The 16,376-nt window shown below is 64.7% G+C and carries 18 protein-coding genes; 9 read left to right on the top strand and 9 right to left on the bottom strand.

Going from position 1 to position 16,376, the window contains the following annotated elements:
- Nucleotides 1–64 precede the first annotated feature (64 nt).
- Both QQL28_RS11795 and QQL28_RS11790 read left to right on the top strand, forming a co-directional pair.
- Nucleotides 65–997 (top strand): sugar-binding protein, encoded by a 933-nt coding sequence (locus QQL28_RS11795; protein ID WP_284265085.1) that lies wholly within the window; start codon nucleotides 65–67, stop codon nucleotides 995–997.
- A 154-nt stretch (nucleotides 998–1,151) separates the two neighbouring features.
- Entirely contained in the window at nucleotides 1,152–2,000 is an 849-nt protein-coding gene (locus QQL28_RS11790) for an amidohydrolase family protein (RefSeq protein WP_284265082.1), read from the top strand.
- Nucleotides 2,001–2,029: 29 nt separating this feature from the next.
- Here QQL28_RS11790 and QQL28_RS11785 read toward each other — a convergent pair whose 3' ends face one another.
- The 6 genes from QQL28_RS11785 to QQL28_RS11760 all read right to left on the bottom strand — a co-directional run bounded on the left by QQL28_RS11785 (nucleotide 2,030) and on the right by QQL28_RS11760 (nucleotide 7,176).
- On the bottom strand, nucleotides 2,030–2,935 hold the full coding sequence (locus QQL28_RS11785; protein WP_284265078.1) for a transglutaminase family protein: 906 nt from the start codon (nucleotides 2,933–2,935) through the stop codon (nucleotides 2,030–2,032).
- Nucleotides 2,936–3,209: 274 nt separating this feature from the next.
- Complete coding sequence (locus QQL28_RS11780; protein WP_284265076.1) at nucleotides 3,210–3,374, bottom strand: hypothetical protein; 165 nt, start codon at nucleotides 3,372–3,374, stop codon at nucleotides 3,210–3,212.
- A 157-nt stretch (nucleotides 3,375–3,531) separates the two neighbouring features.
- The gene (locus QQL28_RS11775) at nucleotides 3,532–3,897 is read right to left on the bottom strand and encodes a nuclear transport factor 2 family protein (protein WP_284265074.1); all 366 of its coding nucleotides are present in this window, start codon (nucleotides 3,895–3,897) and stop codon (nucleotides 3,532–3,534) included.
- A 234-nt stretch (nucleotides 3,898–4,131) separates the two neighbouring features.
- Nucleotides 4,132–4,482 carry a RidA family protein gene (locus QQL28_RS11770; RefSeq protein ID WP_284265072.1) on the bottom strand — a complete coding sequence of 117 codons (351 nt, stop codon included), beginning with the start codon at nucleotides 4,480–4,482 and terminating at the stop codon, nucleotides 4,132–4,134.
- Nucleotides 4,483–4,595: 113 nt separating this feature from the next.
- Nucleotides 4,596–5,513: a CE1 family esterase gene (locus tag QQL28_RS11765; RefSeq protein WP_431309593.1), complete on the bottom strand. Its 918-nt coding sequence runs from the start codon at nucleotides 5,511–5,513 to the stop codon at nucleotides 4,596–4,598.
- A gap of 4 nt (nucleotides 5,514–5,517) precedes the next feature.
- Entirely contained in the window at nucleotides 5,518–7,176 is a 1,659-nt protein-coding gene (locus QQL28_RS11760; RefSeq protein WP_284265070.1) for an FAD-binding dehydrogenase, read from the bottom strand.
- A 251-nt stretch (nucleotides 7,177–7,427) separates the two neighbouring features.
- On the opposite strand from QQL28_RS11760, the gene QQL28_RS11755 reads away from it, so the two are divergent.
- The 5 genes from QQL28_RS11755 to QQL28_RS11735 all read left to right on the top strand — a co-directional run bounded on the left by QQL28_RS11755 (nucleotide 7,428) and on the right by QQL28_RS11735 (nucleotide 11,720).
- Nucleotides 7,428–7,949: a Clp protease/crotonase-like domain-containing protein gene (locus tag QQL28_RS11755; RefSeq protein WP_284265068.1), complete on the top strand. Its 522-nt coding sequence runs from the start codon at nucleotides 7,428–7,430 to the stop codon at nucleotides 7,947–7,949.
- A gap of 184 nt (nucleotides 7,950–8,133) precedes the next feature.
- Nucleotides 8,134–8,259, top strand: coding sequence for a hypothetical protein (locus QQL28_RS11750; RefSeq protein ID WP_284265066.1), 126 nt, complete (start codon nucleotides 8,134–8,136; stop codon nucleotides 8,257–8,259).
- Between the two features lie 25 nt (nucleotides 8,260–8,284).
- Complete coding sequence (locus tag QQL28_RS11745; protein WP_284265064.1) at nucleotides 8,285–8,875, top strand: SCO family protein; 591 nt, start codon at nucleotides 8,285–8,287, stop codon at nucleotides 8,873–8,875.
- A 93-nt stretch (nucleotides 8,876–8,968) separates the two neighbouring features.
- A complete protein-coding gene (locus QQL28_RS11740) occupies nucleotides 8,969–9,892 on the top strand; it encodes a transporter substrate-binding domain-containing protein (RefSeq protein ID WP_284265062.1) in 924 nt (307 codons plus the stop codon).
- A 184-nt stretch (nucleotides 9,893–10,076) separates the two neighbouring features.
- A complete protein-coding gene (locus tag QQL28_RS11735; protein ID WP_284265060.1) occupies nucleotides 10,077–11,720 on the top strand; it encodes a lysine--tRNA ligase in 1,644 nt (547 codons plus the stop codon).
- Between the two features lie 212 nt (nucleotides 11,721–11,932).
- Here QQL28_RS11735 and QQL28_RS11730 read toward each other — a convergent pair whose 3' ends face one another.
- On the bottom strand, nucleotides 11,933–12,583 hold the full coding sequence (locus QQL28_RS11730; RefSeq protein ID WP_284265059.1) for a S24 family peptidase: 651 nt from the start codon (nucleotides 12,581–12,583) through the stop codon (nucleotides 11,933–11,935).
- Nucleotides 12,584–12,770: 187 nt separating this feature from the next.
- Here QQL28_RS11730 and QQL28_RS11725 point away from each other — a divergent pair, with 187 nt between their 5' ends.
- Nucleotides 12,771–13,115 (top strand): DUF952 domain-containing protein, encoded by a 345-nt coding sequence (locus QQL28_RS11725; protein ID WP_284265057.1) that lies wholly within the window; start codon nucleotides 12,771–12,773, stop codon nucleotides 13,113–13,115.
- A complete protein-coding gene (locus tag QQL28_RS11720; RefSeq protein ID WP_284265055.1) occupies nucleotides 13,112–14,209 on the top strand; it encodes a quinone-dependent dihydroorotate dehydrogenase in 1,098 nt (365 codons plus the stop codon). Before QQL28_RS11725 ends, QQL28_RS11720 begins: the two co-directional genes overlap by 4 nt.
- Before the next feature lie 91 nt (nucleotides 14,210–14,300).
- Here the strand turns inward: QQL28_RS11720 and QQL28_RS11715 are convergent, their stop codons facing one another.
- Together QQL28_RS11715 and QQL28_RS11710 are read right to left on the bottom strand one after the other, a co-directional pair.
- Nucleotides 14,301–15,680, bottom strand: a complete 1,380-nt coding sequence (locus tag QQL28_RS11715) for an MATE family efflux transporter (protein ID WP_284265052.1) — start codon at nucleotides 15,678–15,680, stop codon at nucleotides 14,301–14,303.
- 84 nt (nucleotides 15,681–15,764) lie between these two features.
- Nucleotides 15,765–16,067 carry a DUF6460 domain-containing protein gene (locus tag QQL28_RS11710; RefSeq protein WP_284265050.1) on the bottom strand — a complete coding sequence of 101 codons (303 nt, stop codon included), beginning with the start codon at nucleotides 16,065–16,067 and terminating at the stop codon, nucleotides 15,765–15,767.
- Between the last annotated feature and the right edge of the window lie 309 nt (nucleotides 16,068–16,376).

The following is a 16,376-nucleotide window of genomic DNA, read 5'->3' as shown; positions in this document are numbered from 1 at the left end:
TGGTCTATCCGCCTCCCGGAGTCATGGTTTTCAAAAGGATAGGCACAAAAGCGGAGGGAACGTAATGAGGAAGATCCTACTTGCCGGCATGGCCATCGCGATGATGGCGACCCCGGCGTTTGCCCAGACCTACAAGTTCGCGGTCGTGCCCAAGGCGATGAACAATCCGTTCTTCGACGTCGCGCGCGACGGCTGCCTCAAGCGCGCCAAGGAGCTCGGTAACGTCGAATGCATCTACAAGGGGCCGATCGAGCACGAGCCGGCGACGCAGGCGCAGATCATCCAGGACTTCATCACCCAGAAGGTGGATGGGATGGCGATCTCGGTCGCCGACGTCGCGGCGATGACCAAGTCGATCGAGGCGGCGACCGCGGCGGGCATCCCCGTCATCACGTTTGACGCGGACGCGCCGGGCTCCAAGCGCATCGCCTATATCGGCACCAACAACAAGGACTTCGGTCTCGCGCTCGGCAAGCAGCTGCTCCAGCTCCGCCCCGAGGGCGGCAAATACGCCATGGTCTCCGGCGGCCCCGGCGCCAAGAATCTCGCCGAGCGCGTTGACGGCGTGCGCGAAGCGCTCAAGGGCTCGAAATGGGTCGAGGTCGCGGGCTCGCCGACCTTCTGCAACGACGATTCCACGCTCGCGATCCAGCAGATGGCGGACCTGCGTACCGCTACGCCGGATCTCGCTGCGATCGTGCCGGTCGGCGGCTGGCCGATGTTCGCGCCGGAAGGCTTCAAGGCCTTCGTCAACAAGAACAAGAAAGACATCGATTCCGGGAAGCTGACGCTCGTTGTCGCCGACACGCTCAAGATGCAGCTTGAGCTGTTGCGCGACGGCTATTCCAACGCGCTCACCGGCCAGCGCCCGTTCGAGATGGGTGAGAAGTCGATGGACGCCCTGCTCGCGATCAAGAAGGGCGAGAAGGTGCCGGAGATCATCTACACCGGCCTCGACCTCGTGACGAAGGACAACGTCGCGAAACTCTTGAAGTAGGAGTGTTGTCCAGCCCCGACACTTCTGCAAACCCTCTCCCGCTTGCGGATATCGCAAGCGGGAGAGTTCAAGGGTCGTCAGCGGCGCACGAGGAGCGTAGTATAAAACGCGTGCGAGGCGCGGATCGGCGTTGTCGCGGTGCGGAGTGCCAGACATGATCATCGACGCACATCAGCACTTCTGGGACCCGGCCCGCGCCGACTATTCCTGGATGGAAGCAGCCGAACTCGCCCCGATCCGCCGCGCCTTCGGCCCCGCCGATCTCGCACCGCTCCTGAAGCAGAACGGCATCGACGCGAGCATTTTGGTGCAATGCCGCTCCTCGGTCGCGGAGACCGAGGAGTTCCTGCGCATTGCTGCCGCGACGTCCTTCGTCGTCGGCGTCGTCGGTTGGGTCGATCTGACCGATGGGGCGGTCGGCGAAACGCTCGACCGGCTGCGCGCCGCGCCGGTAGGCGACAGGCTGGTCGGCATTCGCCATCAGGTCCACGACGAAGCTGATCCCGACTGGCTGCTGCGCGAGGACGTGCAGCGCGGGCTGGCCGCGGTATTCGCGCACGGTCTCACCTACGATCTTCTGGTCCGCACCCGCGAACTGCTCGCTGCCATCGCGACCGCGCAGGCCTTTCCGCAAGCGCGTTTCGTGCTCGACCACGCCGCCAAGCCGCCGATCGCCGAAGGCTTCAGCCGCGACTGGGCCGACCGCATCGCCGCGCTCGCGGCCTGCGGCAATGTCTGGTGCAAGGTCTCGGGTCTCGCGACCGAGGCCAAATGGAACGACTGGGACGTCGAGCGGCTGTTGCCCTATGTCGAACACGTAGCAAAGTGTTTCGGCGAGGATCGCCTGATCTTCGGCTCGGACTGGCCGGTGTGCCTGCTTGCAGGAAGCTACGTTGAGATCAAGGGCGCGCTCGCGGAGTGTCTTGCGAAGCTTGGTCCACACGTACGTGACAAGGCGTTTGGAGCGAACGCGCAGCGGGCATATCGACTGGTTTCCACGTAGGTCTGGCAATGCGCCGGAGGGCTCGCGCCCTATCCCTCCGATGGATCGGCGAACTCTCCGATCTTGTTGACCGTGACGCTGACCGACATGCCCAGATAGTCCTTCGCGTCCCCAAACCACGAGCCTTCCAGCGGGATTGCCTGGCCGGGATGCCGGGCAACTGCAACGGGGATCAAGTCGAAGCCGGCATTGATCTGGTTTGTCGGATCATAGTCCATCCAGCCTCCACCCGGCAGAAACACCTGCAGCCATGCATGCGTTGCGCCTGAGCCGGTCATGCCCACTTCGCCGCCGTCCAGCGCCTTGTCATACAGGTAACCGCTGACGAAGCGGGATGCAAAGCCGAGACGGCGCAGCGCCTCCGTCATGAGCCAGGCATAGTCGCGGCAGGTGCCGGATTTCGTCCGAAGCGTTTCACCGGGCGTCTGGGTCCCTTCCGTTTCCCTCGCACGGTAACTGAATTGGTTGCCGAACGCGGCCAGCATCCGCCGCAGCACATCCACCGTTTGATCCCGATCGCCGGCAACGAAGCTCTTGGTCCATGTGGCCAGGCTACCGTCGGGATCTTCCGCGTGAGGACGCAAATAGCCTACGAGATCGTTCCACTCATCAGGCGTGTACTGGATCGGCACCTCGTCGGCCCGAGCCTCCAACGGAAAAGCCTCGATGCCCCTTATGCCGAAATAGACTCCGCGAACCCTGAAGGTAAATGTCAACTCGCTGCCTGGTTCGCTGGGAGCGATCACCGTGACGGCGTTCGAGCGGGCATCACTGACCCAATGTATCTTTGAGCGGATATTGGTCTCAGCCGACCAGCCGAGAAGGCGAGCGGTCGAGCCACGCCTCGGCAGGAACATCGCTCGGTGCGCGCCGAAGGTGACGGGCTTCGCATATTTGTAGGTGGTGGTATGTGTGATCAGGCCAAGCACCGCCATGCGTCTCTCCCGCTCTCTCGTCGAACGACGTCAAGAGTGACCTTGCCCAGGGGCTTCGACCGCGGTTGTCATGACGTCGATGATGCGGTTATGACATTCGTCGCTCGCAAGCCTGGCCAAAGGCAAGTGAGGATGGTCCAGCACCTTCGGGCTTGACATAGGTCAAGGGCTTTCGAAGGCTCGCATCGATCGATGCGCCACGCTTTGGGAGATATGCGGGAAACTCGATCCAGCCTGATCGGCAGGATCGGCGTGAAGCGGGTTCAACCACCGCCTACTTCTGCCCGCGCTCGAGGCGCCGCCTCTGGGCTCTCATGCGCTCGATCTCTTCGTTGAGTGCATCGATCTTTTCACCGTGCAGCGCGTCTTTGGTTTTCTGATCGGATTCGCGGAGCTTTTCCAGCGCCTTCTCAACGGAGAGCTTGGTGGTTTCCGCCATGATGGTTCTCCCGACTCGCCGGCATGAGATCACCGAGTGTCGAGAAGCACCATTGTCCTGACGGGCAGTTGTAGGACAGTGAGACTGCCTCACCCGGCGTCGCGTCGCGGAGCCACCCTCTTCCACAAGGGAAGAGGGGAAGACGGCGTGCGCGTCCTTACGCGCCGGCGGGCACCTGGTCCAGAAATCCCGTGATGCTTTTGATGCGGCCGTCCTTCAGCACGGCGAAATCGGTGCCCTTGATCGGGCTGTCGACGCCGTCGGGGCCGAGGCCCCAGGAAAAGCGTAAGTTGTCGCCGTAGCCATTGGGCTCGCCGATCAGCTTGAACCTAAACTCGGGAAACCGCTGCTGTACGTCGGCGATCAACGCGTCGACGCCGTCACGGCCGTCACCGCGCATCAAAGGATCGACGTAGCTCGCATCCGCCGTCCAGTTCTCGCTGAGCAATTCGCGCCGCCGGCTCGGTGTGCGCTCGTTCCAGAGATCGATATAGCGACGGGCGAGGGTGATGTGGTCGGTCATGATGGCCTCCTTCGAAAAGCGCCGGATGGTTCGGCTGTCCCTGACTATCGAAGGTTTGCGCGCGCCAATCGATTACCTCGGAGGTCATGCGCATGATCCGGAGAAGTGTGAAGCGATTTCCCCTCGCGACAAACGCAAAACGCGTTTGCGCGGAGATCATGCGCCAAAAAGGAACTGAAGCGCGATGATGTTTTCATCGCGCTTCAGACGCACGTCATAGTCTTCGCGCGAAAATTACTTCGCTGCGGTCACCATGATCTCGACGGTGTATTGCGGGGCGGCGAGCTTGGCTTCCACAGTGGCGCGCGCCGGCGTGTTGCCAGGCGACACCCACGCGTCCCACACCGCGTTCATCTCCTGGAACGTCTTCATGTCGGTGATGTAGATCGTTGCCGACAGCAGCTTCGACTTGTCGGTGCCGGCCTTGGCGAGATGGCCGTCGATGGTCGCCAGAATGTCCTGGGTCTGCTTCGTCACGCTTTCACCGCCGGCCTTGCTGGCGACGACACCGGCGAGATAGACGGTGTTGCCGTGCACGACGACCTGGCTCATGCGCGGGCCGGCCTCAAAACGCTCAATGCTCATGTGGATCTCCTGTTGGAATGGCGGCCCTGTCTAGCCCAGCGCCTTGTGCTCTGCCACCCCGGTGACGCATGCGTCGCCGGTGACGCATGCATCGCGGCCGATGTATGCGCGGCTTAGGGAAAGCGGCTGAAGAACGCCCAGATCGTGTCGGCGCCGTCGATGTCGCCGTTCTGCGGGCCGAGCAGGCCGTTCGCGAGTTTTGGGAAATGTGCGTCGGGGAAATGCCCGGGCATGCGATGACCGCCGCCATTGACGCGATAGAGCACGACGTCGTGCCCTTTCGGGCAGCGCGAGGTAATCTGCGTCACCGTGGACTCGTCGTGAGGATTCCTGTCGGGCAGATCGGTCGCACCGACGTCGCCAGCTTCGCAGCCATCGATGCTGCGCCAGAACGCCAGCGTCTTCGCGGTCGACCAGAAGCCGTCGGCCGCGAAATAGCTCGAGCCTCGGCCGCCGTCATAGGGGATCAGCGGATCGACCGTGCCGTTCATCAGCAGCATCGGCAGTGGGTGCGACGGATGGCAGCCGGCGGCCGATTCGTCGGTGAGGTTCATGATCACGCTGGCGGCGGCTGCGAACAGATCGGCACGGGCGCAGGCCAGCGTCATGGCCATGGCGCCGCCATTGGAGATGCCGGTGATGTAGATACGGCGCGGGTCCGCCGTTCCGTTCTTGACGAACCTGTCGACCAAAGCCGCGATGAAGGCGACATCGTCGGTGCCCTCGGGCGGCCCGCGGCCGGCGCGTCGCGCGTCGGATCGCGCATCGGCCCAGGCGTTGTTGAGTCCATCGGGAAACACCACGGCAAAGGAGTCGCGCCTGGCGATCAGCGGCCAAGATGTCCGCGTCACCATGTCGGCGCCGCGCTGGGTCTTGCCGTGCAGCACGATGACGAGCGGCGCCGGCTTGGTCGGCGCCGGCATCATGATGAACGTGCGCGTCACACCATTGACGTCGATCGTGTCGGCCTGCGCCGGCATGGCGAACAGCACGACCGCAGCCAGAACTCCGATGCCCACCCGCCTCAGCACGATGCTACCCCGCAGCCTTCGCCGCCGCGCGCCCGGCGTTGCGGCCGGAGAACAGGCAGCCGCCGAGGAACGTGCCTTCCAGTGAGCGGTAGCCGTGCACGCCGCCGCCGCCGAAGCCGGCGGCTTCGCCCACAGCGTAGAGGCCTGGAATGACCTGTCCGCTCTCGCCGAACACGCGCGAGTCCAGATCGGTCTCGAAGCCGCCGAGCGTTTTGCGCGTCAGGATGTTGAGCTTGACCGCGATCAGCGGCCCGTGCTCGGGATCGAGGATGCGATGGGGGGAGGCGGTGCGGATCAACTTGTCGCCGATATAGCGGCGCGCATTGTGGATGTTCATCACCTGCGCGTCCTTGACGAAGGGATTGGCGATCTCACGGTCGCGCGCCTCGATCTGCATCCTGACATGGTCGAGCCTGAGAAGATCGTTGCCGGCGAGCTTGTTCATGGCAGCCACGAGCTCCTCGAGCTTGTCGCGCACGATGAAGTCGACACCATGGCTCTTGAACGCTTCAACCGGCGCCGGCGCGCCCTTGTTGGTGGCGCGCCGCAGGGTCATGCGCCAGCTTTTTCCCGTGAGATCCGGATTCTGCTCGGAGCCCGACAGCGCAAATTCCTTCTTGATGATGCTCTGCGTCAGCACGAACCAGGAATAATCATGGCCGGTCGCCATGATGTATTTGAGCTGGCCGAGCGTGTCCGAGCCCGGAAACAGCGGCGCCGGCAGCCGCGTGCCCGTGGCGTCGAACCACATCGAGGAGGGGCCGGGCAGGATGCGGATGCCGTGGCGCGGCCAGATCGGTGACCAGTTCTGGATGCCCTCGACATAATGCCACATGCGGTCTCGGTTGATCAGCCGCGCGCCGATGCCTTCCGTGATGCCGATCATGCGGCCGTCGACATGCTCGGGCACGCCGGAGATCATGAACTTCGGCGGCTCGCCAAGCCGCTTCGGCCAGTTCTGCCGCACCAGATCGTGATCGCCGCCGATGCCGCCGGAGGCGACGATCACAGCCTGCGCCTTCAGCGCGAAGTCGCCGACCACGTTGCGCGAGGAGCTCTTGCCCCGCTCGACACTCGTCGGCTCGAGGATTTTTCCGCTCACGCCGTCGACCGTACCGTTCGTGACATTCAATGCATCGACGCGATGGCGGAACTTGAAGGTCAGCCGGCCGCTTCTGGCCGCCTCGCGCGCACGGCGCTCGAACGGCTCGACGATGCCGGGTCCCGTGCCCCAGGTGACGTGAAAGCGCGGCACTGAATTGCCGTGCCCCATCGCGTCATAGCCGCCGCGCTCGGCCCAGCCGACCACCGGAAAGATGCGGTGGCCCATCGCGCGCAGCCATGATCGCTTCTCGCCGGTCGCGAAAGCCACATAGGCCTCCGCCCATTTCCGTGGCCAGAAATCCTCGTCGCGGTCGAAGCCCGCGGTGCCGAGCCAGTCCTGCAATGCGAGCTCGAAGGAATCCTTGATGCCGAGCCGGCGCTGCTCCGGCGAATCCACCAGGAACAATCCGCCAAACGACCAGAACGCCTGACCGCCGATCGATTGCTCGCCCTCCTGATCGAGGACGATCACGCGCTTGCCGGCGTCGGCAATCTCGGTTGCGGCGACCAGTCCTGCAAGTCCGGCGCCGACGACGATGACGTCCGCCTGCTCAGCCATTTTTGGTTCCCCCCTGTATTCATCCGGATTGAAGCCAGCCGCTGTCGCTGAGATCAAGGGCGCTAGGCGTAAGAGTCCGTTAACTTGTTCCACTTTGGGATAGAGACCGGTCAAGTGCAGCGCGGGCGCAACACCGGATTTGAATTTGTTTTGAGCGAGCCGGCCTGCCTAGACAAAACCGCGGTTACGACGGACGCTGGCGCCGCATCACCACCTGACACACAGATTCGAATTGGGCTGGGGCGGGGGACATGAAGTTTCTGACGGGGTTGCTGGCGGCAGTGCTGCTCATCGCGGGGATGGGGGCAAGTCATGCGGTGGTTCGGATTGCCGATGACCGTGGCGGCCGGATCGGAACCTACGTCGACAGATATCAGGACCTCCGGCAATCCGGCGAAACCGTGATCATTGACGGGCTCTGCGCCTCAGCCTGTACCATCGTCCTCGGTGCCATCCCGCGCGACCGGATCTGCGTGACCTCGCATGCAACCCTCGGTTTTCACGCCGCCTGGGATTTCGGAACCAACGGCCGCGCCGTCACTAATCCCGAAGCAACCCAGATGCTGTACTCCATGTATCCCTCGCAGGTGCGGCGCTGGATCTCGCTGCGTGGCGGTCTCACCCCGCATATGATCTTCCTGAAGGGCAGGCAGCTCCAGTCGATGTACAAGCCCTGCTACATGGACGCGCAGGCCTCGACCAACCGGCCGTCGCGCCGGGCTCTCCCGCAAGCGGACCAGCTGGAGTCGGCCCGGGGTCAGCTGCTTCACTGATGTCATCCTGATTCCGGGGCAGGCTTTCGTTAGCCCGCCCGTGGCGCTTGCCCGGGCAGGGGCCAGCGCCTATTTGAAGGGCAGGGAACCGGCGCGTATCGCCCCGGTCATTGCCATGGCTCAACCACTGCAATCAGCACATCCGGTATCGGACAATTCGCCCACTGCCGGCAGGACGCCGTCCGTGCTGCTATTTGCGGGCGCGGGGCTCGGCGGACTTGCCGTGCTCGCCACGCTGGCGCTGTGGTTCCACTACGGCACCCAGGTGTTCTTCGAAACGATCAGGGTCGGCCTGTCCGCCTGCTTCTGATCCGTAAAACGGGATTCTCTCCACGATGAGCCGGACTGCCCGCCCGCTGGTGATCGCGACCGCCTTCGCCGCAAGCCTCGTCGTCGGACTGCTCGTGATGTTCTGGGCCATGGGCGGCGTCAGCAAGGTGGCGCAGCCGGCCGCGATCGGCGGGCCGTTCGCGTTCACCGACCAGAACGGCAAGACCGTCACGGACAAGAGCCTGAAGGGCAAGCCGACCCTGATCTTCTTCGGCTACACCCATTGCCCGGACGTCTGCCCGACCTCGCTGTTCGAGATCTCGGAAGTGCTGCGCGCGATGGGCAAGGACGCCGACAAGGTCAACGCCTATTTCATCTCGGTCGATCCCGAGCGCGATACGCCGTCGACGATGAAGGACTATCTGTCGAGCTTCGATCCGCATCTGGAAGGCCTCAGCGGCGATCCGGCCGAGACCACCAAGGTGCTGACGTCCTACCGGGTCTACGCCAAGAAGGTCCCGACCAAGGACGGCGACTACACCATGGACCACACCGCGCTGATCTACCTGATGGACCGCGACGGCAGGTTCGTCGCGCCGTTCAACCTGAAGCGCACGCCCGAAGAGGCCGCGGTCGAGCTCAAGCGGTATCTTTGAGGTCTCCGACCAGCCGCAATCGGCGCTCGCGTTCCGGGCCGAATGGTCTATAAGGCCCTCCGATCCCAACGAAATCCCGTTAATCTCAAGCCGATGGCCCCGTCGCAACAGGCGAAATCGCTCAAAACTGTGTGCCGCTTCCTGATCGGGCTGGCGGCCGGTGCCTGCCTGTTCTCGGCAGTGCCCGGCGCCCTTGCGCAGACCCCGGCCAAGCCGGCCCCCGGCGCGCCCCAAGCCGCAACTCAAGCCGCCCCCCAGGCGGTGCCCGGCTTCTGGGACCCCCGGCGCCGCCCTGAACGGCCGGACCTGTCGCGCCTGACGGTGATCCGCTTCCTGACCGAGACCGACTATCCGCCGTTCAACTACACCGGCGCCGACGGCAATCCGGCCGGCTTCAACGTCGATCTCGCCCGCGCGCTCTGCGAGGAGATCAAGGTCACCTGCACGGTGCAGATGCGCCGCTTCGAGACGCTGGTGGATGCGCTCAGCTCGAACCGGGGCGATGCCATCATCGCGTCCATGGCGGTGAGCCCGCAGCTCCGCGCGCGCGCCGATTTCACCGATCCCTATTACCGCGTGCCGGCGCGCTTCGCCTCGCGCAAGGACGCGGTGATGCCGGAGATCCGGCCCGAATATCTCGAGGGCAAGAAGGTCGGCGTCATCGCGGGCTCCGCGCATGAGGCGTATCTCAAGGCGATGTTCACCGACGCCGAACTGCACGGCTATCCCAACGACGACGCCTTGCGCGGCGCGCTTCGCCGCGGCGAGGTCGACTTCATCTTCGGCGACGCCATCTCGCTCGCGTTCTGGATCAACGGCACGGATTCCGGTGATTGCTGCGCCTTCTCGGGCGGCCCCTTCGTCGAGAGCCGCTTCTTCGGCGAAGGCGTCGGCATCGCCGTGCGCAAGGGCAACGACCTGTTGCGGCAGGCGCTGAACTGGGCGCTGTTCCGCGTCTGGGAAAAAGGCCGCTACACCGATCTGTGGCTGCGGTACTTTTCGGTGAGCCCGTTTTAGTCCAGCCGCGGCCATCTTCGCCGTCATTGCGAGGAGCGCAGCGACGAAGCAATCCAGAGCGTTTCCGCGGAAGGATTCTGGATTGCTTCGCTTCGCTCGCAATGACGGCGCAGTGGGCACCATCGCCCCACAAAATTGCATTCTGCCCGGAAATCGCTATTTTCCGCGGCCCGGAGGCCCCTGAATGTCCGTTGTTGATCCTGCCGCCAGCCCGAGCGATCTGCGTGCGCTCGCCGAACAATCCAACGCCTGGCCGTTCGAGCAGGCCAAGGCGCTTGTCGCGCGGCTGAAGAAGAGCCCGAAGGACGAGGTGCTGTTCGAGACCGGCTACGGCCCGTCCGGCCTGCCGCATATCGGCACTTTCGGCGAGGTGGCGCGCACCTTGATGGTGCGCCATGCGTTCCGCGTGCTCACCGAGGACAAGATCAAGACGCGGCTGCTCGCGTTCTCCGACGACATGGACGGCCTGCGCAAGGTGCCGGACAACGTGCCCAATCGTGAGATGATGGCGGCCCATCTCGGCAAGCCGCTCTCGCGCGTGCCGGACCCGTTCTCCAACGAGCATCCTTCTTTCGGCGCCGCCAACAATGCGCGGCTGCGCGCGTTCCTCGACCATTTCGGCTTCGACTACGAGTTCGCCAGTTCGACCGACTACTATACATCAGGCCGTTTCGACGCGACGCTGCTCAAGATGCTCGCGGCCTACGACAAGGTGATGGCGATCATTCTGCCGACGCTCGGGCCGGACCGCCGCGCGACCTATTCGCCGTTCCTCCCCATCAGCAAGATCACCGGCGTCGTCTTGCAGGTGCCGATGATCCGCCGCGACGTCGCTGCCGGGACCGTCACCTACGTCGACCCTGATACGGGCGAGGAGGTCGAAACCCCCGTCACCAGTGGCAACGTGAAGTGCCAGTGGAAGGCGGACTGGGCGTTGCGATGGGTCGCGCTCGGCGTCGACTACGAAATGGCCGGCAAGGACCTGATCGACTCCGTGAAGCTGTCGGGCCAGATAGCCCGCGCGCTCGGCGGCACGCCGCCGGAAGGCTTCAACTACGAGCTCTTCCTCGACGAGCAGGGCCAGAAGATCTCGAAGTCGAAGGGCAACGGCCTCACCATCGACGAGTGGCTGCGCTACGCATCGCCGGAATCGCTGTCGCTGTTCATGTACCGCGAGCCGAAGGCGGCGAAGCGGCTTTATTTCGACGTCATCCCGCGCAACGTCGACGACTATCAGCAGTTCCTCGACGGCTTTCCGCGGCAGGATGCCAAGCAGCAGCTCGGCAATCCCGTCTGGCATATCCATGACGGCCATCCGCCGAAGGCCGATATGCCCGTCACCTTCCAGCTTCTGCTCACGCTGGTGTCGTCGTCGAACGCGGAGAACGCCGAGACGCTGTGGGGCTTCATCGGCCGCTATCGCGCCGGCGTGAGCCCGCAGACGCACCCGAAGCTGGATGCGATGGTCGGCTACGCCATCAACTATTATCGCGACTTCGTCGCGCCGACGAAGCAGTTCCGCGAGCCGACCGATAGCGAGCGCGCCGCGTTGCAGGACCTGCGCGATGCGCTCTCGCAACTGTCGCAGGAGTCCTCGGCCGAAGATATCCAGAACGTCGTCTACGAGATCGGCCGCCGCGAGCCGTTCCTCGACCAGGTCAAGAAGGGCAAGGACGGCCGTCCCGGCGTGACGCTGGACTGGTTCAACATGCTCTACCAGGTCCTGCTCGGCCAGGAGAAAGGCCCGCGCTTCGGCTCCTTCGTCGCAGTCTATGGTATCCAGAACGCCGTCAACATGATCGACGGCGCACTGGCAAGGAGCGCGTAGCCGCGCCTCCCGATTTCCGTTCTCTGTTGTCTTCGTCCATCTGTCCCGACCCCGGCGCAGGCAGGGACCCATACCGCGTGATCTATCGAGGAATGGCGGTCTTCGTAGCGAAGAGCGGGCAACTCCTATCCGCCGCCAAACTTCTCCCTGTGGTTATGGGTCCCGGCCTGCGCCGGGACGACACCGAGAGTGAGGCCACAGCATCCGCCCCCTCACTGGCTCGCCCACACGATCCTTGCGATCCAGGCGACATCGGCGACCGCGAGCGTGCGCTCGTCCTGCGCGCCGTCGAGCGACTGCAATTCCAACAACTTCGCGGTGCGGCGTTTCAGCGCCTTCACCAGCATCTCGCCGGCCCTCGTCTTCACCACCACGCGGTCGCCCTTGCGGATCGGTGTGCCCGGCGACACCAGGAGGACATCGCCGTCGCGATAGGGGGCGAGCGCATCGCCGGAGATCTCCAGCGCAAAGCTGTGATCGTCCTCCGCCGAGGGCAGCGCGACTTCGCTCCAGCCTTTGCCGGAGGGAAGGCCCTGCTCGTCGAAATGGCCGCTGCTGGCTGCCTGCGCGAAGCCGAGCAGCGGCACCGAGCGTCCGTCGCGTACGCCGTCGCCGATCAGCTGCACGAAGATATCGATCGAGGAGCCGGCCGCAGTGAGCGCCTTGGCGATCGATTCGGTCGAGGGCCAGCGCTCCCGGCCGTCGGAGGTCACGCGCTTGGACTTGTTGAAGGTGGTGGGATCGAGCCCGGCCCGTTTGGCAAGCCCCGACGGCGACAGGCCAGCGCGCGCCGCGAGCCGATCCAGGGCGCCCCAGATCTGCTCATGGGTCAGCATCCTCTGCGCCTTGGCCTGTCTGATCATGCCCGATCCGGCCCGCCTAGGAAAACTAGCCTCAAATCAACCGGTTTTCCGTTTTCGGTGCAAGAGGAGGCAGGCAAGTCTTGAGTTCGAAAGTTGTGGCCTTTACGGTCGCGCCCGGGTTCTGGCCCCTTGGGAGCGAAAACCCCAAGAGACTCAACGAGCAAGCGCAAGCAGGACACCGCAACAGGTGGTCAAGATCTATAAAATTTGTGCCGCTTCGGCCTGGCGGGAGGCTGAGCGGCAGGGTGTGTACCTCGGCAGCGCGGACGATGCGCGCGACGGCTTCATCCATTTCTCGACCGCCGCCCAGGTTCCCGAGACCGCGCGGAAGCATTTTTTCGGGCAGCGTGCGCTGTTCCTGGTCGAGGTCGACGGCGATGCGCTCGGCGACGCCCTGCACTGGGAGCCCTCGCGCAACGACGAGCTGTTTCCGCATCTCTATGGCGAGCTCGATCTCGGCGCGGTGATCTCGATCATCAATCTCAACATGCGCTCCGACGGCAATCACGACATTCCGGAGCTTGCCCCGTGATCCGCGCGTTCGATGCTCTCTCGCTGCCGGTCCTGCGCTGGCTGGATCCGGAGGATGCGCATCGCCTGGCGATCCAGGGCCTGCGCTTCATGCCGCCGACCAAGCCGCGCGCCGATGATCCGAAGCTGGCGGTGCGGGCCTTCGGTCTGAATTTTCCCAATCCGATCGGCATGGCGGCGGGCTTCGACAAGAGCGCGGAAGTGCCGGATGCGCTGCTGCGGCTCGGCTTTGGTTTCGTCGAGATCGGTTCGGTGACGCCGCGCCCCCAGAGCGGCAATCCGCGGCCGCGGCTGTTTCGGCTGGAGCACGATGAAGCCGTCATCAACCGCATGGGCTTCAACAATGACGGCGCGGCCATCGCGCTGCGGCGGCTCGCCGCGCGCGCGGAGAACGGCGGCATCGTCGGCGTCAATGTCGGCGCGAACAAGGACTCGCCCGACCGCGTCGCCGATTACGTCAAGCTGATCGAGACCTTTGCGCCGGTCGCGAGCTATTTCACCGTCAATGTCTCCTCGCCGAACACGCCGGGCCTGCGCAATCTCCAGGAGGGCGCGCTGCTCGACGATCTCCTCGCACACGTGATCGACGCGCGCGAGCGGGTGCGCGAGAAGGCCGGCGACACCCCGGTGCTGCTGAAGATTGCACCGGATTTGAGCCTTGCCCAGCTCGACGACGTCGTGCAGGTCGCCCGCGCGCGCAAGGTCGACGGCATGATCGTGTCGAACACGACGATTGCGCGGCCGAGCACGCTGCGCGAGCAGATGCGCGCGAAGGAGCAGGGCGGTCTCTCCGGCCGGCCGCTGTTCCGCCTGTCGACGCGCATGGTCGCGGAGACCTATGTGCGGGTCGAGGGCGCATTCCCGCTGATCGGCGTCGGCGGGGTGGATTCCGGCGGCGCGGCGCTGACCAAGATCCGCGCCGGCGCGAGCCTGATCCAGCTCTATTCGTCGCTGGTCTACAAGGGCCTCGGCCTCGTCGATGAGATCAAGCGCGATCTTTCTTCCACGCTGCTGCGAACGGGACGCGACTCGCTGTCCGAGATCGTCGGCGCCGACGCCGCGACGCTCACGGCCGAGGACTGGCCGGGGATGTGAGGTGCTCTTCACCTCGCCCCGCTTGCGGGGAGAGGTCGGATTGCATCGAAGATGCAATCCGGGTGAGGGGGACTCTCCACGAGAGCGACTCTCACCGTCCCTGCGGAAGCTCCCCCTCATCCCGACCTTCTCCCCGCAAGCGGGGAGAAGGAGAAGAAAACGTCGCCCTGAACAGCGCCGGATAGCGCATTCCTTGCAAGCCGCCGCGCGCGACGTAGAAGCCGAGCAGCGCGATCCATAGCCCGGCATTGCCGAACGATTGCAGCGCCCACCAGATCCCCAGGAAGATCGCGAGCGAGACCAGCATCAGATTGCGCATCTCGCGCGCCCAGGTCGCGCCGACATAGATGCCGTCGAAGCCGAAGGCGAACACGCCGGGCAGCGGCGCCAAGATGATGAAGACGAGGAAATCCCGCGCGCTGCGGCGGACCTCATCGCTCGCCGTCATCAGGTTGATCAGCGCGGGGCCGAACAGCGCGAACAGCACCGCGACGACGACCGAGAAGCCGACGCCCCAGAGCAGCACCAGCCGCGTCGAATCGGCAAAGCCGCGTGCGTCGCGCGCGCCAAAGGTGCGGCCGCAGAGCTGCTGCGCGGCGTTGGCGAGGCCATCGAGGAAGAAGGCACTGACCAGCAGGAAGTTGTTCAGCACCGCATTGGCCGCAAGCGTGATGTCGCCGGCCCGCGCGCCCTTGGCGGTGAAGAACAGGAACACGGTGATCAGCGCGGCGGTGCGCACCATGATGTCGGAGTTCACCGAGAGCATCCGGATCAGCTTGGCGCGGTCGAACAGCCTCGCGAGCGGAATGGCAAGGCCGCCTTGGGCGAGGCGCCGCGCCACCATCACGCTGAGCAGGAAGCCTGCGGCCTCCGCGATGACGGCCGCGATTGCCGCACCAACAATGCCGGTGTCATAGACCAGCACCAGCAGCACGGTGGCCGTCACGTTGATGAGGTTGATCACGATCTGCTGGAGCAGCGCCAGATTGGGGCGGGCCAGTCCCACCAGCCAGCCGAGCACGACATAGTTCGCGAAGGCCAGCGGCGAGGACCAGATGCGGATCGCGAAATAGGACTTTGCGGCGTGGGTGACGCCCTCGCTGCCGCCCATCAGGCTGAACAGTCCGGCGCCGAGCGGCACCTGGAGCGCGATCAGCGCGACGCCAATCAGGCCGGCCACGATGAAGCCGCGCATGAGGATCGCGCTCATTTCCTGCGTCTCGCCCGCGCCGAGCGATTGCGCGGTGAAGGCGAGCGTGCTCATGCGCAGGAAGCCGAACAGCCAGAACAGGCAGTCGAAGATCACCGACGCCATGGCGACGCCGCCGAGCAGCGCGGCGTCATTCAGCCGCCCGATCGCGGTGGTCGAGATCACGCCGATCAGCGGCGTGGTGAGGTTCGCGACCATCGCGGGGCCCGCGATGGCGAATACCTGACTTGTGGTGACCCTGGGATGGACGGGCGCGTGCATGATCAGGTGCCTGTACCTGACCTCCGCATCGAATACACCACCGCGGCCGACATGGCGTGATTGTGCCGGTCGCGCATCAAAGGCTTACCGGCCGCGCGGCGCGCCGAACAGGCGCGACAGGAACCACACGGGGATCACGATGACGGCGCCAAGCAGGAAGTAGCGCCACAGCCAGTTGACCGCGTCGAAGCCGAGGTCCCACAGCCGCTGGAACAACAGGCGGATGCTGTGGATGATATTCCAGGGATCGAAGCCGATCGCGGCCAGCACGACGCCGACCAGGATTGAGAGCAGGATCAGGCGGAATGCGACCGCCAGCGGCGAGCCACCGAGAAAGCGGTACAGGCCGTCATGGCTTGCCGGCAAATCTCTGACGTCGTTGGCCATCGCAAAAAAACTCCTCAGCGGATTAGATCCCCATTATAGGGCACGGCGAGGCAGATGGGGAACCCGCGTCCCCCCGTCAATTGGCTTACCGCATTTTAATTCGGGCGCACGCCAGAGCTTCGATTTGGGTGCGCCGCTGGCGCCGGGCTCTCGAACCTCTCCCGCTTGCGGGAGAGGTCGCGCCGAAGGCGCGGGTGAGAGCTCTCTCCTCTTGGGGAATCCCATTGCGGAGACACCCTCACCCCAACCCTCTCCCGCAAGCGGGCGAGGGGGCGCATCGCCGTCGTGGCGGCGATCGAGCCCGATCTT

The organism is Bradyrhizobium iriomotense (assembly GCF_030160715.1).
GTDB lineage: Bacteria > Pseudomonadota > Alphaproteobacteria > Rhizobiales > Xanthobacteraceae > Bradyrhizobium > Bradyrhizobium iriomotense.
This window is presented reverse-complemented; position numbering and strand designations above follow the sequence as displayed.